General features: G+C 64.4%; 21 protein-coding genes. 12 read left to right on the top strand and 9 right to left on the bottom strand.

All coding sequences use genetic code 11. From position 1 onward, the window contains the following. Nucleotides 1-209 precede the first annotated feature (209 nt). From ASE71_RS22775 to ASE71_RS22765, 3 genes are all read left to right on the top strand, one after another. Nucleotides 210-599: an acyl-CoA thioesterase gene (locus tag ASE71_RS22775; protein WP_043626011.1), complete on the top strand. Its 390-nt coding sequence runs from the start codon at nucleotides 210-212 to the stop codon at nucleotides 597-599. Between the two features lie 11 nt (nucleotides 600-610). Further along, nucleotides 611-1,201, top strand: coding sequence for a hypothetical protein (locus ASE71_RS22770; protein ID WP_034795242.1), 591 nt, complete (start codon nucleotides 611-613; stop codon nucleotides 1,199-1,201). Nucleotides 1,202-1,321: 120 nt separating this feature from the next. After that, nucleotides 1,322-1,957 carry a TerC family protein gene (locus ASE71_RS22765; RefSeq protein WP_034795244.1) on the top strand — a complete coding sequence of 212 codons (636 nt, stop codon included), beginning with the start codon at nucleotides 1,322-1,324 and terminating at the stop codon, nucleotides 1,955-1,957. Between the two features lie 86 nt (nucleotides 1,958-2,043). On the opposite strand, the gene ASE71_RS22760 is transcribed toward ASE71_RS22765, so the two are convergent. Beyond that, entirely contained in the window at nucleotides 2,044-2,397 is a 354-nt protein-coding gene (locus ASE71_RS22760) for a DMT family protein (protein ID WP_034795307.1), read from the bottom strand. A gap of 482 nt (nucleotides 2,398-2,879) precedes the next feature. On the opposite strand from ASE71_RS22760, the gene ASE71_RS22755 reads away from it, so the two are divergent. Further along, on the top strand, nucleotides 2,880-3,323 hold the full coding sequence (locus tag ASE71_RS22755; RefSeq protein ID WP_034795245.1) for a TIGR02594 family protein: 444 nt from the start codon (nucleotides 2,880-2,882) through the stop codon (nucleotides 3,321-3,323). Between the two features lie 67 nt (nucleotides 3,324-3,390). On the opposite strand, the gene ASE71_RS22750 is transcribed toward ASE71_RS22755, so the two are convergent. After that, on the bottom strand, nucleotides 3,391-3,906 hold the full coding sequence (locus tag ASE71_RS22750; RefSeq protein ID WP_060520658.1) for a GNAT family N-acetyltransferase: 516 nt from the start codon (nucleotides 3,904-3,906) through the stop codon (nucleotides 3,391-3,393). A gap of 73 nt (nucleotides 3,907-3,979) precedes the next feature. Beyond that, entirely contained in the window at nucleotides 3,980-4,477 is a 498-nt protein-coding gene (locus ASE71_RS22745) for a GNAT family N-acetyltransferase (RefSeq protein WP_060520657.1), read from the bottom strand. A 256-nt stretch (nucleotides 4,478-4,733) separates the two neighbouring features. Here ASE71_RS22745 and ASE71_RS22740 point away from each other — a divergent pair, with 256 nt between their 5' ends. Continuing rightward, nucleotides 4,734-6,488, top strand: coding sequence for an adenylate/guanylate cyclase domain-containing protein (locus ASE71_RS22740; protein WP_060520656.1), 1,755 nt, complete (start codon nucleotides 4,734-4,736; stop codon nucleotides 6,486-6,488). A 6-nt stretch (nucleotides 6,489-6,494) separates the two neighbouring features. After that, entirely contained in the window at nucleotides 6,495-8,666 is a 2,172-nt protein-coding gene (locus ASE71_RS22735) for a CHASE2 domain-containing protein (protein ID WP_060520655.1), read from the top strand. A gap of 168 nt (nucleotides 8,667-8,834) precedes the next feature. Here ASE71_RS22735 and ASE71_RS35180 read toward each other — a convergent pair whose 3' ends face one another. Beyond that, nucleotides 8,835-9,839: a FecR domain-containing protein gene (locus ASE71_RS35180; RefSeq protein ID WP_082566463.1), complete on the bottom strand. Its 1,005-nt coding sequence runs from the start codon at nucleotides 9,837-9,839 to the stop codon at nucleotides 8,835-8,837. Between the two features lie 252 nt (nucleotides 9,840-10,091). Between ASE71_RS35180 and uvrB the strand changes: the two genes are divergently transcribed. The 3 genes from uvrB to tyrS all read left to right on the top strand — a co-directional run bounded on the left by uvrB (nucleotide 10,092) and on the right by tyrS (nucleotide 14,931). Continuing rightward, nucleotides 10,092-13,073, top strand: coding sequence for an excinuclease ABC subunit UvrB (gene uvrB / locus ASE71_RS22725; protein ID WP_060520654.1), 2,982 nt, complete (start codon nucleotides 10,092-10,094; stop codon nucleotides 13,071-13,073). A 91-nt stretch (nucleotides 13,074-13,164) separates the two neighbouring features. After that, the gene (locus tag ASE71_RS22720) at nucleotides 13,165-13,371 is read left to right on the top strand and encodes a hypothetical protein (RefSeq protein WP_060520653.1); all 207 of its coding nucleotides are present in this window, start codon (nucleotides 13,165-13,167) and stop codon (nucleotides 13,369-13,371) included. A gap of 297 nt (nucleotides 13,372-13,668) precedes the next feature. Continuing rightward, complete coding sequence (tyrS, locus tag ASE71_RS22715) at nucleotides 13,669-14,931, top strand: tyrosine--tRNA ligase (RefSeq protein WP_060520652.1); 1,263 nt, start codon at nucleotides 13,669-13,671, stop codon at nucleotides 14,929-14,931. A 589-nt stretch (nucleotides 14,932-15,520) separates the two neighbouring features. Here tyrS and ASE71_RS22710 read toward each other — a convergent pair. Further along, nucleotides 15,521-15,871, bottom strand: coding sequence for a winged helix-turn-helix transcriptional regulator (locus ASE71_RS22710; RefSeq protein ID WP_226020687.1), 351 nt, complete (start codon nucleotides 15,869-15,871; stop codon nucleotides 15,521-15,523). Nucleotides 15,872-16,037: 166 nt separating this feature from the next. On the opposite strand from ASE71_RS22710, the gene ASE71_RS22705 reads away from it, so the two are divergent. Then, nucleotides 16,038-16,919: an NAD(P)-dependent oxidoreductase gene (locus ASE71_RS22705; protein WP_060520650.1), complete on the top strand. Its 882-nt coding sequence runs from the start codon at nucleotides 16,038-16,040 to the stop codon at nucleotides 16,917-16,919. A gap of 135 nt (nucleotides 16,920-17,054) precedes the next feature. Here the strand turns inward: ASE71_RS22705 and ASE71_RS22700 are convergent, their stop codons facing one another. Then, nucleotides 17,055-17,786, bottom strand: coding sequence for an LssY C-terminal domain-containing protein (locus ASE71_RS22700; protein ID WP_060520649.1), 732 nt, complete (start codon nucleotides 17,784-17,786; stop codon nucleotides 17,055-17,057). 218 nt (nucleotides 17,787-18,004) lie between these two features. Further along, nucleotides 18,005-18,592, bottom strand: a complete 588-nt coding sequence (locus tag ASE71_RS22695) for a J domain-containing protein (RefSeq protein WP_034788490.1) — start codon at nucleotides 18,590-18,592, stop codon at nucleotides 18,005-18,007. A gap of 677 nt (nucleotides 18,593-19,269) precedes the next feature. Between ASE71_RS22695 and ASE71_RS22690 the strand changes: the two genes are divergently transcribed. Beyond that, nucleotides 19,270-19,482: a cold-shock protein gene (locus ASE71_RS22690; RefSeq protein ID WP_034788487.1), complete on the top strand. Its 213-nt coding sequence runs from the start codon at nucleotides 19,270-19,272 to the stop codon at nucleotides 19,480-19,482. 322 nt (nucleotides 19,483-19,804) lie between these two features. Here ASE71_RS22690 and dusA read toward each other — a convergent pair whose 3' ends face one another. Next, nucleotides 19,805-20,896, bottom strand: coding sequence for a tRNA dihydrouridine(20/20a) synthase DusA (dusA, locus tag ASE71_RS22685; protein WP_060520648.1), 1,092 nt, complete (start codon nucleotides 20,894-20,896; stop codon nucleotides 19,805-19,807). Nucleotides 20,897-21,071: 175 nt separating this feature from the next. Continuing rightward, nucleotides 21,072-21,872 (bottom strand): glycosyltransferase family 25 protein, encoded by an 801-nt coding sequence (locus ASE71_RS22680; RefSeq protein WP_060520647.1) that lies wholly within the window; start codon nucleotides 21,870-21,872, stop codon nucleotides 21,072-21,074. Between the two features lie 400 nt (nucleotides 21,873-22,272). Between ASE71_RS22680 and ASE71_RS37420 the strand changes: the two genes are divergently transcribed. Continuing rightward, complete coding sequence (locus ASE71_RS37420; RefSeq protein WP_255380892.1) at nucleotides 22,273-22,395, top strand: hypothetical protein; 123 nt, start codon at nucleotides 22,273-22,275, stop codon at nucleotides 22,393-22,395. Nucleotides 22,396-22,419: the final 24 nt, after the last annotated feature.

Below are 22,419 nucleotides of genomic sequence, written 5' to 3'. Positions count from 1 at the left end.
GCAGGCACTCCCAGAGCCTGCAGGTTAGGATGAGGTCTTTGCAAAGCTCCTAACGAGGAACCCCTAAATTTGGCATTCCTCATTCACCCCCTGCGAAAGTATAACGAGCCGGCACCTCAAGGACGTTGCCGGCATTTGTGCGGCAGCGGGGTCTTCCCTCCACAAGTGCGCTCGGGTTACATCTTGTCTCCAACAGGGAGACAGGCTGCATGACCGAACAGACGAGACCGACCGGCGAACTCACCTTGCGCACGCTCGCCATGCCGGGCGATGCCAATGCGGCGGGCGACATCTTCGGCGGCTGGGTGATGGCGCAGATGGACCTGTCCTGCGGCATCCGCGCGGCAGAACGCGCCCGCGGCCGCGTCGTGACGGCGGCTGTCAAGGAAATGGCCTTCGCGCTGCCCGTCAAGATCGGCGACACGCTCTGCATCTATACGGACGTGGTCAAGGTTGGCCGCACCTCGATGACGCTCAAGGTCGAAGCCTGGGCGCAGCGTTATCTCTCGCATCTGATGGAAAAGGTGACGGACGCGATCTTCGTGATGGTCGCGCTCGACGAGAACGGCAAACCGAAGCCGGTGCCGGCGGAAGAATAGGAGCGCGGCGTATGGAGCCTGCCCATACCGACCCGGAGATCTTCTCGCATATCCGCGTCGTCATGGGCATGATCGTCAGCCTGAGCCTCGCTCGGCTCTTGAGCGGCATTGCACTCTTCGTCCAGCATCCCGGCAAGACGCGCGTCTACTGGATCCACCTTGGCTGGGTCCTGTTCATGTTCGTCTTCCTCGTGCACTTCTGGTGGTGGGAGTTCCACCTGCATTCGCTGGCGGTGATCGATGTCAGCGTCTACCTCTTCGTCGTCCTCTATTGCTGCGTCTTCTTCTTTCTCTGCGTCATGCTGTTTCCAACGACGCTCGACGACTACAGCGACTACGAACACTATTTCATGTCGCGCCGGGCCTGGTTCTTTGGTGCCCTGGCGCTTGCCTTTGCGGTCGATCTCGTCGACACCGCGTTGAAGGGAAAGGCCTATTTCGCGTCCTACGGCTTTGAGTACCCGGCGCGCAACACCGCCTACATCCTGCTCTGCATTGCCGCCGCCTGGACCCCGAACCGCCGCTTTCACGCGGTCTTCGTCGTCGCAGCCGTCGCCTACCAGCTCGTCTGGATGTACCGGGCTTTCGATCTTCTCGATTGAGACGCGGCAGGGCCGTCGTTGAGGATTTCCGTCCAGTGGTCTTGATCCAGCGGCACGGCAGTGCTTTATCCGTTAGTCATATCTATATCTCGCATATGCAGGTCGGGGGACTGTTGCATCATGGAAATCTTTACCGCTGCCGGCCTGGCGGCGCTTCTTCAAGTCATCGTCATTGACCTCGTTCTCGCCGGCGACAACGCCGTCGTGATTGGTCTTGCCGCCGCTGGCCTGCCGACGGACCAACGCAAGAAGGTCATTCTCGTCGGCATCATCGCCGCCACGGTGCTGCGCATCGCGCTCGCCAGCGTCACGGTGCAACTGCTCGAAATCATCGGCCTGCTGCTCGCCGGCGGCATCCTGCTGCTTTGGGTCTGCTGGAAGATGTGGCGAGAAATTCGCGAACAGCAGGCAGCAAACGCGGCGGGCGAAAGCGGACAAGGCTCCGAGGCGCCCAGGAAAACCTTCATGCAGGCGGCCATCCAGATCGTCGTCGCCGACGTCTCGATGTCGCTCGACAACGTGCTCGCTGTTGCCGGCGCTGCCCGCGAACATCCGACGATCCTGGTAATCGGCCTTGCGCTTTCGATCGCCATGATGGGCATCGCCGCCGGCTTTATCGCCCGGCTGCTCAACCGCTATCACTGGATCGCCTATATCGGTCTCGTGATCATCCTCTATGTCGCGCTCGACATGATCTATCGCGGCGCAGTCGAGGTCTGGCCGCATCTGGCCCCGGCCGTGGCGGCGGTGATGTAGTTACCGCAACGCCGACGACAAACCGCTTTTCGCTGAAAAGGCAGGGTTTACGCCCTGCCTTTTTCTTCGTGTCCGTTGGGGGTGCGTCAGCCCTTGAAGATGAAGGAAGCACCGGCCGCGATCAGCGCGAAGCCGACCAGATGGTTCCAGCCGATCGACTCCTTCAGCCAGAAGACGGAGAAGGCTGCAAAGACGATCAGCGTGATCACCTCCTGCATCGTCTTCAACTGGGCCGCCGAATAGACCTGGTGGCCGATGCGGTTTGCCGGCACCGCCAGGCAATATTCGAAGAAGGCAATGCCCCAGCTGGCGACGATCGCCATGTAAAGCGGCGACGACGTGTACTTCAGGTGCCCGTACCAGGCAAAGGTCATGAAGACGTTGGAGATCAGGAGCAGAAGAACGGGCCAGAGATAGGCCGGAGAAAGGGTGAACGACATGAAGAACCTCGGCGTGCGAATCACGCTGTGACGATGCGCCGCCGCCCCGTAGGCGCGCAAGTGCCGCCGCTTCTCCGGCGTAAAGACCTGCCTTGGAAGGCACCGACCCACTATTTTTTTGATGTCTGACGCGGCGAATCGCCGTTTCGCATCAGCTATTTCGGCGATTAGCAATCCCTGCCCTAATATTTTACGGGTTTTGCCACAATTTTGCACCGGCGCATGGTGAATGAAGCTTTGCTGCCCGACGGGGCAGACAGGGGAATACCACACTTCGAAACGGCAGTTGCCGTGAAGCTGGCTCCGCGTTTTGCCGCGGTTCGCCGGCGTGCCTGATGCGGCGTTTTCAACGCCTGCACGCGCGCGTCCGCTGATATCTCCCCGCCCAACATTGGAAACCGTTGAGCAACCGGGTGCCATGCCGGCGATTGCCAGGCCGCCCCGACCGTTCGCACCAAGCAACTTGTCAAGGAGACCTGACCATGAAGGTCCTGGCGTTTCTTGCGGCTGCCTATGTCGCGCTACTGACACCTGATTTCGCCAATGCGGGCATGCTTGCCCAGGCGCAGCAATACAAGGGCCTGCACGAGGTCAAGAACAACAAGACCCTTCGTGCAGCGCTCGGCATCAACCCGGCCCGCACCCCCTGGTGCGGCCACTTCATGGGCATGGTCGCCCGCAAGGCCGGGCGCAGTCCGCCGCAGAGCTTCGGCATCGCCCGTTCCTGGCTGCGTTTTGGCGCGCCCGTGAAGCTCTCCTATGCCCGTCCCGGCGACGTCGTCGTCGTGCGCACCGGCCGCGGCTATCACGTCGGCATCCTGTCCATGCTGTCGAAATCGACGGCCCAGCTGATCGGCGGCAACCAGTCCGGCGGCGTCAGGGTCTCGCAGTTCGCACGCGGCCAGGTGGTCGCCATCAGACGGTAGCGCGGCCACAACCGCGCCCGAGCGAGCTTCTTTCAGCGCCGGCTTTCCGGAATGCTGGCTTGCGCCCTCAAGCGAGCTTCAGCCGCATGGCACAGCGCCGCTCTGCCGGCAGCCCGTGCGCCGCCTCGTTGGCAAGTATTTCGGCAAGACGCGGATCGAGTTCGCCCGCATCGAGCGTCACAAAGCCGAGCTTGCGATAGAAGTGCTCGTTCCAGGCAAGATCGCGGAACGTCGTCAGCGTGACGGCGGCGCGTGACGTCACGCGCGCATGCGCGATTGCCGCCAGCATCAGCGTGCGCCCAAGCCCCTGCCCCTGACGTTCCGCCTCGACGGCAAGCTGCCAGATGTGCATGGCATCGTCGGCAACCGTAGCGCAAAGAAAAGCGATCGGCCGATCGGAGGCGTCGACCATTACCACCGATAGTCCGGTGCGCAGGAATTCGCGATGAGCTTCTGCCGATTGCACGTCGTCGTCGGCAATCCAGGCAAGCTCGGGGACGGTGCGGAACACCTCGCCGGAGGAGCGCTCGATGGCGGGCAGAAGAGAAAGGTCGCTTTCGCGTGTGGGTCGAATCAGCGGCATGATGGCGCCATCCTACCGCCGCACTGCGCCGCGTCGACCCCGCTGCGTGTTCCCTGGCTGACCACCACGCCGCTTAAAGCGGCAACGCCATCAACATCTCGTCGAAATAGGCATCGTCAACCCGCAGCGCGCGCTGTTCCAGGCCGTATTCGACAAATCCCGCCTTCCGGTAGAGGTTGAGGGCAGCAGCGTTCGACGAGACGACAGTCAGCAACAGCCGCTCCACCTTGCCCCGCGCTTCGGCGATAATCCCGTCGACTAGCAAACGCGATAGCCCGGTTCCTCGTGCCTCTGGCAAGACATACATGCCCCAGAGGGTCCCCTTGTGCTTTGCCTTTGTCGCCGTCTGGATCGCGAGGCCAGCAACACCCATGAGCTTTTCATCGCTATCGAAGGCGCCGAGGACGAAGCCGCTATCAAGACGTTCCGCTGTGACCTCGATCGGCCGGCTGGCCTCATCCTCGTAAGATGAACCGAAGGCTTCGGGATGCTTCAGCAGGCCGTCTAGCCGAGCTGCCCGATAGGCCTCGGCATCACTGGAGGTGAGCCGGCGAATGGAAAAAGGCGCCATCACTGTTGATCCCATGCGCGATAGAGGTTGCCGGCCTGAACCAAGCGCGGCGGCATGAAGGCCGCGAACCTTGCACAATCGGCCGCTCCGCGGAAGCACCGGCGAGTACAATCTCGCGTAGAAGCCGCGCGGAGCATTTTTACGCATTGTGCAGCGTCTTCAGGCCCGATCAGGGCGATTTACGCTTCTCGGAGTTTCTAATTTAAGTTACGCTTAATTTCCTTCTGACCAGATGCCGCAGGAGGGGCCCGCCGCCTTGGAACGGAAGCTCGCCGTGATCCTTGCTGCCGATGTCGCTGGTTACAGTCGCCTTGTCGCGACCGACGAGGAAGGCACGCTTGCGACCCTGGCCACCTACTGCGAGACGATTTCCGGCCTTGCTGCGGAGCACGGGGGCCGCGTCTTCGGCGCGGCCGGCGACAGCCTGGTCGCGGAATTCCAGAGCGCCGTGCAGGCCGTGCGGGCGGCGGTCGCCATCCAGCGAACCCTTCAGCGCCGCAATGCCGACCTACCGCCAGAAAGGCGCATGGAGTTCCGCATCGGCCTCAATCTTGGCGACGTGGTTGTCGACGGCGGCAATCTGCTCGGCGACGGGGTCAATGTCGCCGCCCGGCTCCAGCAGGTGGCGCAGCCGAACGACATCTGCATTTCCGGCGCGCTCCACGACCAGATCGAAGGCAAGCTCGAGTTTCCGATGCAGCGCCTCGGCGAGCGCGCGCTGAAGAACATACCGCGTCCGGTCCTGGTCCACCGCGTCGAGTGGCGCGAGAACCCGGCGGGCGGCGACTTGCCCGGCATGCCGCTTTCCCTGCCCGACAAGCCATCGATTGCGGTGCTGCCCTTCGTCAACATGTCCGGCGATCCCGAGCAGGATTTCTTCGCCGACGGACTGACTGAGGACATCATCACCGCACTGTCGCTTTACCGATGGTTCTTCGTCATCGCGCGCAACTCCTCCTTCGCCTACAAAGGCCGCGCCGTCGACGTCAAACAGATCGGCCGGGATCTCGGCGTGCGCTACATCGTCGAAGGCAGCGTGCGCCGGTCCGGCTCCCGCGTGCGCGTTACCGGCCAGCTGATCGAGGCCGAGACCGGCAACCACCTCTGGGCACAGCGCTACGAGCGTGAATTCGCCGACCTCTTCGCCATTCAGGACGAAATCACCCAGCATGTGGTCGCGGCAATCGAGCCGGAGATCCTGATCGGCGAAAACCGGCGCGCGCAATTGCGGGGCACCGACAATCTCGGCGCCTATGAATGCCACATGCGCGGCACCCTGCTGCACAACGCGCAGGATTCCGCCGTGCATTTCGACGAGGCGATCGAATGGCAGCGCCGCGCCATCGCCCTCGATCCGGAATTCGGCCGCGCGCACATGATGCTCGCCCGCTCGCTCTTTGCCCGCTGCTTCTTCGGCTTCAGCAAGGACATCGACCGCGACAGCGCCGAGCTGCAGGCGGAGGCCGCGCGCGCGGTGGTGATCGACGATCACGACCCCTATTGTCACTATGTCATGTGTCTCGCCAACTTCGCGGCCCAGCGGCCGCACGCCGCGGTCGAGGAAGCGCAACAGGCGATCGACATCAACTCCAACTTCGCGCTCGCCCACATGGCGCTCGGCTGGGCGCGCATCTATATCGGCCGCTTCGCCGAGGCGCTGGACCCGCTGCACAAGGCGCTGCGGCTGAGCCCGCACGATCCGCTCACCTATCTCTTCCTCAACCGCATGGCGCTCGCCCACTACCATCTCGGCAACTACGACGAAGCCCTGCGCTGCGCCGAACGGGCGCTGCTCTTGCGCCGCACCTATTTCAACCTGGTGATGCTGATCACCTGTCTCGGCCAGCTCGACCGCATCGATGAGGCGCGCAAGCTTCTTCCGGAAGCGATCGCCAACGCACCGAGCGACGTGCCGCGCTACTGGCGCTTCTTTACCGCCTATGTCGATCCTGCCGACCACGCGCATTTCAACGACGGGCTCGTCAAGGCGGGCCTGCCCATGGTTCCGTAGGCCGCCATGACACGATCGCAACTGTTCGGGGTTCTGATCGGCATGACGGTGGTGGCGTTCTTCACCATTCTGCGCGCCCAGGATCCGCAGTTGCTGCGCCAGGCGCGCGACGTCACCTTCGACGAATACCAGCGCATTGCGCCGCGCCGCTTCGAGCCCATGCCGGTCAAGATTATCGACATCGACGAGGCGTCGCTGCGCGAGCTCGGCCAATGGCCCTGGCCGCGCGATCGGCTGGCGAAGCTGACCGACCGCTTGAGCGAGATGGGTGCGGCCGCGATCGCCTTCGACGTGCTCTTTGCCGAGCCGGACAGATTGTCGCCGCGCACGGTGGTGCGCGATGTCGGCGGCGTCGATCCATCCTTCCTTGCCGCCCTGCCGGACAATGACGAGATCTTCGCCGAGGCGATCCGCGACAAGCCCGTGGTTCTCGGCTTCGGCCTGACCAACGAGGGCAGCTACCTGCCGCCGGTCAAGGCCGGCTTTGCCCTGACCGGCGAAAGCGCCAACGAAGCGCCGCCGCGCCTGCGGGCCGCGACGCCGCTCAGGCCGCAGCTCGAGGCCAATGCCGCCGGCCTCGGCCACATCAGCCTCAATCCCGGCTCGTCTTCGGCGGTGGTGCGCACCGCCCCGCTATTCCTGAGCGACGGCCAGCAGTTCTATCCGAGCCTGGCCATGGAGGCCCTGCGGGTGGCCCAGGGTGCTTCGACTTATGTCCTGGCGGCCGCACCAGACGTCGCCAACACGCTGACCGCCGTCAAGATCGGCGACTTCGTCGTACCGCTGATGTCGACCGGCGAGGTCTGGCTCTATGTCACGCCGGACACGACGGAACGCTATATCTCGGCGCGCCGCATTCTCGCCGACGGCGAGCCTTCGCCGGATATCCGCGCCGGCATCGAAGGCAGCATCGTCTTTATCGGCACTTCGGCGGCCGGACTGCAGGATGTGCGCACCACCGCGCTCGGCCAGAACGTGCCCGGTGTTTCGATCCACGCGCAGATCGTCGAGCAGATCCTGTCGGGTCACTATCTTTCGCGCCCGGATTGGGCGAACGGGCTCGAAATCCTCTCGATCGCGCTCGCCGGAACGCTGCTGGTGCTGCTCACCACCTTCGTCAGCCCCGTGGTCGCACTCGTCTGCGGCATGGCAGTGACGGCGCTGGCGCTCGTCGCCTCCTGGATCGCCTTCTACTATGGCGGACGGCTTTTCGATCCGCTGGCGCCGATCCTCGCCGCCTCGATCACCCATTTCGCGGCCACTGCCTACCGCTTCCTGGTGACCGATCGCGAACGCCGCGAGGTGCGGCAGGCCTTCGGCCGCTATCTCTCGCCGTCGCTGCTCTACCGCATCGAGCATACGCGCAATGCCCTCAGCCTCGGCGGCGACGATCGCGAGCTCACCGTGATGTTCGTCGACGTGCGCAGCTTCACCGAAATGAGCGAGCGCATGACGCCGACCGAGGTCGTCGCCTTTCTCAACACGCTGCTCGATGCGCTGAGCCGGCATGTGCTGGCCAACGAGGGCACGCTCGACAAGTTCATCGGCGATTCGATCATGGCCTTCTGGAATGCGCCGGTCGACGTCGCCAACCATCCGCAAAAGGCAGTGCGTGCAGCGCTTGGCATGCGCGAGACGCTGGCACGGCTGAACGCCGACAATGCCTTCGGCTTCGGTGCCGATCAGGAAGTGCGCATCGGCATCGGCATCCACACCGGGCTTGCCTGCGTCGGCAACATGGGCGCCGAGACGCGGTTCAACTATTCCGCCGTCGGCGACACCGTGAACATCGCCGCGCGCATCGAAGCGGCCTGCAAGGACGTCAACATCGACATTCTGGTGTCCGAGGCGACCGCCCAGGCTCTGCCGGACCATGCCATGCTCGACGCCGGCTCCCTCGGGCTCAAGGGCAAGACGACGCGAACGCGGGTCTACGCCGTCGCCGGCGACGAAAACCTCGCTGCCTCACCCGCCTTCGCGGATCTGCGTAGTCTGCACGATCGGCTGGTCGCCGCACTCGGCGCTCGGACGCAGACCAGCCGCAGCATCGTCAACGCCGCCAAGCTGAAGGCAGCGGCGCTGACGCCGGCACTCGCCGGTTTCTACGCCCGGATCGGCCGCCGCGCCGACCATTTCGCCCAGACCACCGACGAGAACACCAAGCGTCCTGCCGAATGATCTTGCCCACGGCAGCCGAAAGCCACCTCACAGAGCACATGCGGAAACGACCGCAGCCTTCTGATTCAGAGCAGTTTTCAAGAAACACGGCTCGCCAGAGGAAGGCGGCGAGGCGCACCGGTTCGGCTTTGAGATCAGGCGCGCGTCAGCAAAGCCTTCGCCGCCCCTTCAATCGTGGCTTGGGGCCTGATCCTGCGTCCCCTGATCCTGGCTCGGTTGATCGCCGCCACCGCCGTCTTGCGGTCCTGGGTCGCCGGGGTTGTTCGGCTGCGGGCCGGGATCGCCCGGGTTCTGGGGCTGCGGTCCGGGATCACCCGGGTTTTGCGGCTGCGGGCCGGGATCGCCCGGGTTCTGGGGCTGCGGTCCGGGATCGCCGGGGTTCTCCGGCTGCGGGCCCGGATCCCGGGGCTTTTCTTCCGGCGGCGGCTTCTCTTCACGCGGCTTTTCTTCAACGCGAGCCGGTTGCTCTGGGATGGTACGGGTGGTGCCCTCGAACTGCGCCGCGCGCAGCCCGCAACCGCCGCCCACCCAGCCGATCGCTCCGGACAGGCGTTGACCTCCGGAGAGGAACGGCAGCGCCTGGGCATTGCCCAGGGATTTCAACGTCGTGCGGCTGACCCGTTTCGGTTCGGTGGCCCTCCGGCCAGGCTTGGCGACAACGCAATCGCAGCGCTGCGTCAGCTGCCGGCAGCCGCCTGGACCGCAGAAATCCGCCGCGCCGCTGAGCAGCACCACAGCGGTGGTGCCATCCGGGCCGACAAAGAAGTCGAAGGCGGTGCCGCGCACCCCGATGGTGCCGGCCGGCGTAACGATTTCATAGGCGGAATGGCCGGATTTGCCGCTGATCCAGCGGAACGTGCCCTTGGCGGCCATGATGGTCAGCTTCTTCACCGACTTCTTGTCGTCATAGACGAACTTGTCGATGACGACGGAAGACCCCCAGCCGACGGCAAGCTTGGTGCCGTCCTCGAAGACAAACTGCCCGAGCCCGGACTTCGATGTCGATATCCGTTCGTTCTTGTAGACAGGGTCTCTGACCGCAATCGCACCCCGCGCACCGTTGACCGCTGTCCGGATCTCCACTGCCTTGCCGACCGGTTCGGCGGCAAACAGGGACATCGGACCAAGGACCACGGCACAAAGCCCAAGTGCGGCACCACGCAAGCAGAACATGGCACCCTCCAAAGAACTATTGTTATCACGCGGCAGGCTTGGCTGTCTTCTCGCCCAATCGGGGTAACGCTGCGTCAGGCCCGCAACCGTAAGGGTTACAATGCGACAGGAATCCGACCCGCCTCGGTTGAAGCCCGCGATTCAAGGCGCAAACGGCGCCGGAATCGACTTCGGCAACCCGGGGCGAAATGTTGCCCTTTTGTACTCCCTCGCCTCTTCACTTTCCGCCGGACTCTCTCCATATTCCCCGCCATGACCAAAGCTCCGAAGAATGCCCCGCCGAAGCCCTCCACCCCGTCCGGTTTCGAAGAAGCGCCGCAGGCGCCTTTGTCAGGCACGCCTCTATCCGGCAATGTTTCCGACTGGGTGAAGCAGCTTGAGGCGGACGCGGAAGCCTCGGCCTTCGAAACCCAGCGCCAGATCGCCTCCAAGGCCGGCAAGCACCGCAAGACGGTGGAGATCGCCGCCTCCAAGGCGGCGCGCAAGGCAGCGGGCGCCGATGACGAGGCGGGGCCGAAGAAGGCGGGCAAGAAAGGCAAGGTCGAGATCGTTGGCAGCAAGTCGGCGCGCGGCACCTCCATGGGCGGTTCGACCGACCCGAAGACCCGCGCCGCCGCCGGCCTCAATCCGGTGGCCGGCCTCGACGTCTCGCTGGAAGACGCCGCCAAGCTGACCTCCACCTCGGGCGTCACCGCCACCGTCGAGGCGCTTTCGGCGCTGATCGAGAGCGGCAACCCGTTGTTCAAGGACGGCAAGCTCTGGACGCCGCATCGCCCGGCCCGGCCGCCGAAATCCGAAGGCGGCGTCGAAATCCGCATGGCGTCGGACTACCAGCCGGCCGGCGACCAGCCGACGGCAATCGCCGATCTCGTCGAGGGCCTGAACTCCGGCGAGCGCAGCCAGGTGCTGCTCGGCGTCACCGGCTCGGGCAAGACCTTCACCATGGCCAAGGTGATCGAGGCGACGCAGCGCCCCGCCGTCATCCTCGCGCCGAACAAGACGCTCGCCGCCCAGCTCTATTCCGAGTTCAAGAACTTCTTCCCGGACAACGCGGTCGAGTACTTCGTCTCCTACTACGACTACTACCAGCCGGAAGCCTATGTGCCGCGCTCGGATACCTTCATCGAGAAGGAATCCTCGATCAACGAGCAGATCGACCGCATGCGCCACTCGGCCACCCGCTCGCTGCTCGAGCGCGACGACTGCATCATCGTTGCCTCGGTCTCCTGTATCTACGGTATCGGCTCGGTCGAGACCTATACTGCCATGACCTTCCAGATGAGCGTCGGCGACCGGCTCGACCAGCGGCAGCTGCTCGCCGACCTGGTGGCGCAGCAGTACAAGCGCCGCGACATGGATTTCCAGCGCGGTTCGTTCCGCGTGCGCGGCGATACCATCGAAATCTTCCCGGCCCACCTGGAGGATGCCGCCTGGCGCATCTCCATGTTCGGCGACGAGATCGACGCCATCACCGAGTTCGACCCGCTGACCGGCCAGAAGACCGGCGACCTGAAATCGGTAAAAATCTACGCCAACTCGCACTATGTCACGCCACGCCCGACGCTGAACGGCGCCATCAAGGCGATCAAGGAAGAGCTGGTCCACCGCCTTGCCGAGCTGGAAAAGGGCGGCCGCCTGCTCGAAGCCCAGCGGCTGGAGCAGCGCACCCGCTACGACATCGAGATGCTGGAGGCGACCGGCTCCTGCGCCGGCATCGAGAACTATTCGCGCTATTTGACCGGCCGCAATCCCGGCGAGCCGCCGCCGACGCTGTTCGAATATATCCCCGACAACGCGCTGCTGTTCATCGACGAGAGCCACGTCTCCGTCAGCCAGATCGGCGGCATGTATCGCGGCGACTTCCGCCGCAAGGCGACGCTGGCCGAATACGGCTTCCGCCTGCCCTCCTGCATGGACAACCGCCCCTTGCGCTTCGAGGAATGGGACGCAATGCGCCCAGACACGATCGCCGTTTCGGCGACCCCCGGCTCCTGGGAACTGGAACAGTCCGGCGGCGTCTTTGCCGAACAGGTCATCCGCCCGACCGGCCTGATCGATCCGCCGGTGGAAGTGCGCTCGGCGAAAACCCAGGTCGACGACGTGCTCGGCGAAATCCGCGAGACGGCGGCCGCCGGCTACCGCACGCTCGTCACCGTGCTCACCAAGCGCATGGCAGAAGACCTCACCGAATACCTGCACGAACAGGGCATTCGCGTGCGCTACATGCACTCCGACATCGACACGCTGGAGCGCATCGAGATCATCCGCGACCTGCGTCTCGGCGCATTCGACGTGCTCGTCGGCATCAACCTTCTGCGCGAAGGCCTCGACATCCCCGAATGCGGCTTCGTCGCCATTCTCGACGCCGACAAGGAAGGCTTCCTGCGCTCCGAGACCTCGCTGGTGCAGACCATCGGCCGCGCCGCCCGCAACGTCGACGGCAAGGTCATCCTCTATGCCGACCAGATCACCGGCTCCATGCAGCGCGCCATGGACGAAACCAGCCGCCGCCGCGAAAAGCAGATGGCCTATAACGAGGCCAACGGCATCACCCCGGAATCGGTGAAGGCCAAGATCTCCGACATTCTCGACTCGGTCTACGAGAAGGACCACGTCCGCGCCGACATCTCCGGCGTCGCCGGCAAGGGCTTTGCCGACGGCGGCCATCTCGTCGGCAACAACCTGCAGGCGCACCTCAATGCGCTGGAAAAACAGATGCGCGACGCCGCCGCCGACCTCGACTTCGAAAAGGCCGCGCGCCTGCGCGACGAGATCAAACGCCTCAAGGCCGCCGAACTCGCCGCGATGGACGACCCGATGGCGCGGGAAGAGGCACGGTCGCAGGAGGGTGGCAAGCGGTCCGGCTCCTCGACGTCATCTTCGGGCTCGACCCGAGGATCCAAATCCACCGACGACAAATCCCTATTTCAGAAGCCGTCCCTCGACGACATGGGCCCAGGCACGGACACGGAGACCCCACTGTTCCGCAAGCCCGACCTCGACGAAATGGGCCGCGACGTCGCGACACCCGCCGGCGCGGACAAATCGCTGTTCCGCCGGAACACCCTCGACGAAATGACCGTCGGCCGCACCGAAAAGCCAGTCATCGGCCACGTCCCGGAAAAACCGATCGTCACGCGGGCGAAACCGGGTGTCGGGTCGTATGAGGACCCGGCAGACCAAAAGCGGCAGAAGGGTCGGACGAAGGGCAAGACCGGGCGCCCGGGGCGGTGAGGTAGAACTTCGATGGAGTGGTTTGCATGACGAACGCTGAGAACAATCTCCGCGAACTGATCGATGGGGAAGCGCCGCTGCCGTTGTCGGCATGTTGTTAATCGGGCCTGTCTTCGCCGGCTTTGTGATATCGCGTTTCATCGCAGGTGAACTGCCCGGCCACCACACGCTTACCGTCGCCGAACACCAAATCCTGTTTTATTTGATAATCTCGGCGCTAGGTTATGGCGCCTTCAAGACGATGCAGCTCAGCCTGTTGTTCGTTGTCGCTCACTTCGGCGGCTGGTGGAAGCTTTAGAAAAAGTTGATTGAGATGACGGTCGGCCTGGCACAATACTCTGCGATCGTCAAGACTCTCGGAGAGCGCCCCGGCCAACTCCGACGTACTCACGGTGGCGCAGGGAACCTTGGCCTTGCCGCCTCCCCCATTCCCCGCTACAACCACACGATGATCAACACCGCGCTCATCGCTGCCACCTATTATGTGACGTCTCCATAGGGAGCGGCGCGTTTCGATCATGTCTTGAAACAAGCCGCCGTCAGGCGGCTTTGTTTTGTTCAGTGCTCCCTGGCGGCAATGCCACGGAGAGTACCGATGACAATTTCCGACAACCCCACCGATGCCTTTGAGCCGCGCTCCGCGATCACCCGGACGCTGGTCGAGCGCGGTTATGTCAACCAGGTAACCGACCTTGCGGGTGTCGATGGCGCCTTTGCGGCCGGGATCGTGCCGGTTTATGCCGGCTTCGATGCGACGGCGGACAGTCTGCATGTCGGCCATCTCATGCCGATCATGGCGCTGCGGCGGCTGCAGCAGGCCGGCCACAAGCCGATCGTGCTGATCGGCGGCGGCACCACGCGCATCGGCGATCCGAGTTTTCGCTCGGCGGCGCGGCCGATGCTGTCGGAGGAGGAAATCGCGGCCAATGTCGCCGGCATCAGGAAAGTGTTCGAGCGGCTGCTGACCTTCGGCGACGGGCCGACCGATGCGGTCATGGTCAACAATGCCGACTGGCTGGACCGGATGGCCTGGATCGACATGCTCCGGGACGTCGGCAAACATTTCTCCGTCAACCGCATGCTCTCCTTCGACAGCGTCAGGTCGCGGCTGGAGCAGCAGGAGAACCTGAGCTTCCTCGAATTCAACTACATGATCCTGCAGGCCGTCGATTTCCTCGAACTGTTCCGCCGCACCGGTTGCCGGCTGCAGCTTGGCGGCGGCGACCAGTGGGGCAACATCGTCAGCGGCGTCGATCTGTTGCGCCGGATCGAGGGCGCCGAGGTCTTCGGCATGACGACGCCGCTTCTGACCACCGCCTCGGGCGTCAAGATGGGCAAGACGGCAGCCGGCGCCGTCTGGGTCAACGCGGACCGCCTGTCGCCCTACGACTACTGGCAGTTCTGGCGCAACGCCGAGGATGCCGATGTCGTGCGCTTCCTCAAGCTCTTCACCGAGCTGCCGCTCGACGAGATCGAAAGGCTCGGTCGCGCCCAAGGGGCGGAACTGAATGCGGTGAAGGAGCGGCTTGCCAACGAGGCGACGGCACTGGTGCATGGGCGGCAAGCGGCCGATCATGCGCAGCGGACGGCGCGGCAGGCTTTCGGGCAAGGCGAAGCCGCCGCGGGCTTGCCCACAGTCGAACTCGACGACGCCGAGCGCACTGCCGGCGTGATGCTGATCGACCTTCTCGTCCGGGCCGGGCTGGCGGCATCGAAGAGCGAAGCGCGGCGGGCGATCTCAGGCCGCGGCGTCCGCATCGACGGCGAGGTCGTCGAGGATGGCGACGGACTGCTGACCGTCGACGGGCGCCCGCTGCGGCTCTCGCTCGGCAAGAAGCGCCATGTGGTGGTGAAGTAGCGGTTCTCCGCGACGACCACAGCCTCACCGCCCTCAACCCGGCGCTTGTTTTGGACCCTCCTCGCGCCACATCTGCGGCGCGAGGGATGCGTCGGCAAGCCAAAGCGCCTGTGTGCGCTGGGTCGGTATCTCCTGCCGCGCCGACGCGCGGCGGCTGGATCTCTGTGACAGGCACAGAGATGAGGGTGGAGATGATGCAGCCGCAGAGATCGTGGCTGCATGGGCGTAACGACGGTCACCGGCGACGCTCTCATGAAATCGGCTCGCAGCGAACCACCTTGGCCAAAGAAGTGCCGGGATTACCCGACCGCCCTCATTCCTGTGCCCGTCACAGGAGTCCAGCAGCGCCGCATCTGCGGCGAGAAAGGCCTACTGCCAAAAAGTTTGCCGGAACGAGCCGCCGCAGTTTTCCGCCGTGCGGCCGCATTGGTACGGGATCCCTGTGACGAGCAGAGATGGACGGGGCTGCAGCCGCCAAGATCGCGGCTCCAACGGCCCGGACAACACATCGGGGCTGTGGCGGGCGGCATCGTGGCGCCAATGCCGCTCGAAAGTGAGCCCGCCCACGGCCACGCCGACGTCGCGGCGGTCAGCCCACCGCAACCGCCCTCGCCTCGACCTGCCCTGCGTCGTCGCCAAACTCCTCGCCCCACTTGCAGAGCGCATCCGCCGCCACGTTCAGCGCGGCACCGCGTTTGGTCAGCGAATAGACCACCTTTGGCGGCGTTTCCGGATAGGTGGTGCGGCTGACGAGGCCATCGGCTTCCAGTTCGCGCAGTTGCTGCGCCAGCATCTTCTCGCTGATGGCGGGCATCGCCTGACGCAGGCGGCCGAAGCGGCGCGCCGCCTTGCCGAGTTCGCAGAGGATATCGACCTTCCACTTGCCCTCGATCGCCCGCAGCGCGGTCATGAAACCGCAGTTTTCCATCGCATCCGTCACGTCATCCTCCCTTACGCCGGGGTAACCACTTACCCGCGGGTGCGTATTGCGACCCGATGGTCCCGTCTTACGTCTCAGCCGCGACGACAAATGCGTCGCCTCGAACAATCGAAGCGGGATGCGCGTAGCGAGCGCCGATCCCGCACCAAGGATATGGAGACTGGATATGCAACCTGCAATCAGCGTTTTGGGAATGGGGCGGATGGGGTCGGCATTGGCGCATGCGCTGCTCAAGGCCGGGCACCCGACGACGGTGTGGAACCGTACGCCGGCAAAGGCCGCACCGCTCGCCGCAGCCGGAGCCGAAATGGCGGCCAGCGTACGCAACGCCGTCGCAGCCTCCGACATCGTCATCGTCAATGTCAGCGACTACCAGGCGACGCAGAGCCTGCTGCGCGACCCTGACGTCACGGGCACCCTCAAGGGCAAGCTGATCATCGAGCTGAGCTCCGGCACGCCCGACGGCGCCCGCGAGGTGCAGGCTTGGGCCGGGCGGCATGGCATCCGCTACCTCGACGGCGCAATCCTGGCGACGCCCGATTTCATCGGCACCGAAGCGGGCACGCTGCTCATCTCCGGCCCGGCCGCGGCGTTTGAGGAAAGCCGCGCAGTGCTCGGCGCGCTCGGCGGCAATGTGCAGCATATCGGCGCTGATCCGGGCCTTGCCAACGCGCTCGACAGCGCGGTGCTCGCCCTGATGTGGGGGGCGCTGTTCGGCGCGCTGCAATCGATCGCCGTCTGCCGCGCCGAGGCGATCGATCTCGAAACGCTTGGCAAACAATGGTCGGCGACGGCGCCTGTCATCGATGGCCTCGTCGCCGACCTGATCAAGCGCAGCGCCGCCGGGCGCTATGCGGCCGACGACGAGACGCTTTCCTCGGTCTCGCCGCACTATGGCGCCTTCCACCATCTGGTCGAGCTGATGGCCGCCCGCGGCATCGACCGGACGATCACCGACGGCTACGAGGCGATCTTCCGCCGTGCCATCGACGCCGGCCACCTGCACAACGATTTTGCATCGTTGTCGCTGTTCATGGGGCGTCCGTAACGCGTAGGTGACGGGGCGCGCGCCGTCCGCTGTGCCGCCCCGCGCCACAATCTTTCAGATTTGCGCTTTAAGCCTTTGATCCATCGCCGCGTTCTGCGCCTGCCGCGTCCTTGCTCCGCGGGCGGCGGTAGGCACTCATTTCGCGGCCTCCGCACCGCCCCCTTCGCCTGCCGGCTTGAGAACTCCGACCAAGGTCTTGCCGTCGGTGAAGTAAGGATCGCCGCCGCCGTTGCGGCCCGATGTGGTGGCGCCGATGCCGGGGATCTCATAGGTCGATGCCACCTGCCCGGCCTTGTCGAGGTCGTCGATGACCAGATTGCGTTCGGCATCGAGATCGGGGCCGATGTGGTGGGTGATCTGGCCGGTATCGTGGCTGAGGCCGACGCCGCGGTCGAAGCTGGCCGAACCGAGCCAGAGCGGGCCGCTGCCCTCCACAGGCTTGGTCGTCTGCCAAAAGCGCACATGGTTGCGCTGGTCGGCGCTGTGGCCGACCGGCTTCTCGAAGGCCAGGTCCTGCTTGCGCCCCTCATAGAACAGCGGACTGACGGGCGCGTCGAGATCTGGCCGGTCGAGCACGACGCTGAGGCCGATATCGACCGAGGACCTGAGCGTCACCTTGTCGGCGGCGTCCCATCCGGCCGCGGCGAAGGCGCGGATGATCTGCTCCTTGGAGCCGACCAGCCCGACATTGATCGGGTCGCCGGGAATGCCCTGCTCCGTGGACGTTACCATGGGATTGAGCGGAGCCCTGCGCCTGGAATCATGGAAGACCCAGAGTTCCGGGACGAGAAAATAGCTGACCGCGAGATAGGCGGCGAGCATGGTCGCCAGCAGGAGAACGGCTGCACGCATGTGTGAGCGGCTCATGCCACTCTCCTTCGCTCCAGACGATGGCAGAGGTCCCGGCTATAGGACACAGACGAAGACTATGGCACCGATGGAGGCGACTGGACAGCGGTGCCACAAAGGCGAACGCCGGTGATATCAACGCCGGCGATCGCGCCGGCCGACAGCCAGGTGTCCGGATCACGGGTGTCGTCGTCGTCCCGGCGTACTTACCACAGGCAAAGTCGAGACGGCGCCGCCTACTCCGCCGCGTGCGCCTTCACCTCCAGCGCCTCAAGCTCGTAGGAATACCCCTCCAGCATTTCATAGGCCTGCTCGATCGTCTTGATCTGCTCGTCGGTGCTCTTGATCGCCTCGGCGATCGAGCGCGAGCGGGCGCGCAGCATCGAGCCGAGCACGTCGGTCTCCGGCCGGCGGCCGAGGCGGTCGAGGTGCTTGCGCACGCGGGCCCGGTGGCGCTCGAGCTCAAGGATGTGGAACCGGCTCTTGACGATATCGTCCGAAAGCTTGCGGCGCATGGCGGCGACGGGATCGAAGCTGCCGGGCTCGCGCTCGTCGAGGATGAACTCGTTGACCAGCGTTTCGAGCATCATCAGGCCCTTGAGATCGCGCGCGTCGGCCAACTGCGGATCGTAACCGGTGTCGTCATAGACCTTGCGGCGCACCGGATCCTTGAGCAGCTCATAGGCCACCTGCAGTCGCGCGAACTGTTCGGGATCGCCGCCGGAATCCGGATGCGCGGATTTCGCCGCCTTGCGATAGGCGTTGCGGATCGCCTGATTGTCGGCGTCGCGTTCCAGTCCAAGCAGTTCGTAAGGGTCGATCACGCTGTCCCTCTCCGTATGTCACTCTCGCCACCAGCAAGACCTGGCCGGCGCACTCTCACCAATTCAGCCCCGGCGATACTTCGTCCGCACGGCGACACCTCGTCCGCACGGCGATACTTCGTCCGTCCTCGCGGCCGCCCGTCTGCGCCACTGGCTACGCCATCGGCGGCCAAGACGGAACCAACCTTCGGTAAAACCTGCGCGTTATCCCGGGGATGCGCAAGTGTTATGGAGAGGCGCAAGCCTTCCCCCCGGCAGTCCGCCCCCAAAACGCAAACGCCCGTTGGTGGCGCGCACGTTCGGTCGCGGTCGGGACGAAATTGTGTCCGGAAACCGGCCGTCCCCGATTTTTCTCCCTGCCCGGAAAGCGACGGTCGAGAACGGGCCAAAGCCCTGCAAAGACAGAGGCTGGACGGCTTCCCGCGGCGCACAAGGCGCTTGCCTTTTTCTGCAAATCCTGTCACTTCTTGCCCCGTTCGGGCGATTTCTATCCCGGAGACTGGACTTTCAACTGCGCCCGGCCTTGTGTCGGGACCGCCGGCAGCGGCACCGTAGACGTCTTTTCCCCGATATCGTGACCACTCGACGCCTTTCCGCTTGCAAGCGGAAGACGAGATGCCCACATCCCCCAGGGGGCGCGGGCAACGCAAATTGACTGAAGGAAAAGGACTTCTTCCATGGCCACCAAGGGCATCGTAAAATTCTTCAACCAGGACAAGGGCTTCGGCTTCATCACGCCGGATGGCGGCGCGAAGGACGTGTTCGTACACATCTCCGCCGTTCAGGCCGCTGGCCTCGCTACGCTCAAGGACGGCCAGCAGGTCACCTTCGACACCGAGCCGGATCGCATGGGCAAGGGCCCGAAGGCCGTCAACATCCAGGCTGCCTAAGCCGGATCGTCCAGTCGGACATTCATTTGGAAACGGCGCTCCGCAAGGGGCGCCGTTTTCGTTTGGGGGGCGCCTCAGCCCCCACGGATCAGCTCCTAACCCGGCCTTATAGGCAGCGGGTCTCCAGAAGCAGCTCCAGCCCCCATGCTCGGGCTCGACCCGAGCATCCAGAACCAGAGGCGCCATCTTCTCTCGACGCAGCAAAGCCTGCGCCGGACGCGCGGCCCAATGAGCGCTCAGGCGAACTCGAGGACGACAAACGGAGAGGTCTGCGGCACTTACCCTCGAACGCCCCGCGGGCGCCCGCACACTCGATGACCGCCTACTCCGCCGCCTGCTTGGCCGCCGTCGCCTCGAAGACCGCGTCGAAGGCCGCGTGGATTACGTCCGGCCCCGCGCCCTGGCGGGTCGCATCGGAGGACAGGATCTGGCGATAGCGTCGCGCACCCGCCCAGCCCTGGAACAGGCCGACCATGTGGCGGGTCACGTGGATCAGCCGGCCGCCATTGGCGATATGCGCGGCGGCGTAATCGGCCATGGCGTCACGGACCTCCGCCCAGAAATCAAGATCGAGACGATGGCCGCGCTCTGAGAAGGTGGCTCCGTCTTCGACGATTGGCTTGGCGCCAGTCAGCGGATGCGGGAAATGGCGATCGGCCGCTGTCAGCATGGCGCTGTCGTGATAGGCAGCACGGCCGAGCATGACGCCGTCCAGATGCGGAAGCTGCTCAAGCGCCTGATTCAGGGTCTGAAGACCGCCGTTGATACCGATGAAAAGATTGGGATTTTCCTGCTTCAGCCGATACACGAGGCCATAGTCGAGCGGCGGGACCTCGCGGTTCTCCTTGGGGCTCAGGCCCTGTAGCCAGGCTTTGCGGGCATGCACCCAGACGGCGTCAGCGCCGGCATCGATCACCTGCGCGACGAGCGTGCGCAACGCCACTTCCGGATCCTGGTCGTCCACACCGATACGGCACTTGACCGTAACCGGGATTTTTACCGCCGCCTTCATCGCCGCAACGCAGGCGGCAACCGTTTGCGGCTCCTGCATCAGACAGGCGCCAAACGTGCCGGATTGCACCCGGTCCGACGGGCAGCCGACATTCATGTTGATCTCGTCACAGCCGAAGCCTTCGGCAATCCGTGCCGCCTCCGCCATCTTCGCCGGATCGTTACCGCCGAGCTGCAGCGCCACCGGATGCTCGGATACGTCAAAGCCGAGCAGCCTCTGCCTGTCCCCCCGCAGGATCGCCTCGGCGACGATCATTTCCGTATAGAGCAGCGCGTGCTTCGATAGCTGCCGCGCGAAAAACCGATAGTGCCTGTCCGTCCAGTCGATCATGGGCGCAACGGCGAAGACCGGTGCGTTGAAATACGCCTTAGTGCGCGCAGCTTTTCCTGCGGTCTCAGTCATCTTTCGTGTGTCTCTTGTTCAATGGCCGCGGCAAGGGCAGCGCCGAAAATTCGCGCATGCCGCCAGCAGGTATTATCTAGTGTTGCCGGGCTTATATAACGCGACGCCGAAGAAAGCGAGCTTTAGACACCTACGGCAATGAGAGGCAACGAGGAGGCCTCAGCAACGCGACCCGTCACCCAAAGGGAACGGTCGTCCAGCGGTAGCGAATGCTGCGCACGAGGAACGGCGGCAACGCCGCCACCTGCAGTGACAGTCGCTTGCACTCGCGCCAGAGCTTCTGATGTATCTTGAGCTTCAGCTTCACGCGAGCCGCTGCTCCGGCCGGCTTGCGGATCGTGCTTCCGTGCGCCGGGTCGGCGCTGTCGAGAAGCATGCCCTGGATGCAGACGGCCGGATAGAGCTGATGAATGCGGCAGTCGTCCGGCCGCGGCACCTCATCGTCGAACATGAAATGATCGACAGGGCATGGAAACGCCCCTTCCGAAAGCTCAAGCAGTCTTTTTGCATAGTCCCGAGAGATGACATAGCCGCCCGTGCCGACATGGCATCCCCGCAATGCATGGATCGTGCGCCCGGCATCGGCGAGCACACGGGCACGGCTGAGAAACACCTTCTGCCGGAAAGTTTCGATCTTCAGCAGGCCCACCTCGGCCGGGATCCAATCCGATGACGACAGCGCCTGGGTTGCGCTCGGGGAAAAGAAGACATCGTCCTCGATCACCGCGCCATAGGCATCGCTCCCTTCCGCGATAATGGCCCAGCACTTCCGATGGCTCATGAAGCAGGCGATTTCAGCCTTGTTCATCCTCTTCCACTGCTTCGACACCGGCTGCATCGCGAACACGGCGTCATCGAGCTCTCGCCCGTCAACGGCAGCCACGCGCTCAAAATTCAGGCCGAAGGTGGAAAACTGGCTACCGATGTGGATCAGTCGCTCAGGGGAACGGTCGAGATTGATCACCAGGCAGCGCATGGATACCCCCCGCTTCCTTCCATCTTGACGTGTGTGGGCCGAAGGCGCACGCCGCTTGGTCAGCCGATCGCGCCCGATCCTCGGAACTGCGAAAAAACGCTCCGAAATCAACGGCAGGGTAACCGAACCCATCGTCGGGATTCGTACAACTGCGCGACGAGCTACCACGGATCGCACGGCGTCACAACGATCAGCGCTGCAGCGACAAGCGCCTGCGTTGCGACAACTCCCCTGAGCTCCTCGCGATACGGCACTGACGGGGCCACCAGCAAGGTGCCGGCAACACGGCCGCCGCCGATAGCCTCCTGCCGACGGCGGCTCCGCGCCGGGCATGGTTTCCACTTTGTTAAGAAGAATCGCACATCTTGCCGCCTCGACTGGATCGTCATCGGAGCGAAACATGAGCTACGATTGGAGCGGCGCACGGCGCCGACGGACAATAGCGACCGTCATCGGCGCCGCATTTCTGCTGCTGGCGCTGGCGGCCACGGTCGCTGCCGCGGTTGGCACAAGCCTTTTTTGAGCGACAAGCGCTTTTTGCGTCTTC

Origin of the sequence: Ensifer sp. Root954, from assembly GCF_001429005.1 — a bacterium.
GTDB classification, from domain to species: Bacteria; Pseudomonadota; Alphaproteobacteria; order Rhizobiales; family Rhizobiaceae; genus Ensifer; species Ensifer adhaerens.
Note: the sequence above shows the minus strand (reverse complement) of the source record. Positions and strands in the feature narration are given on the sequence as shown.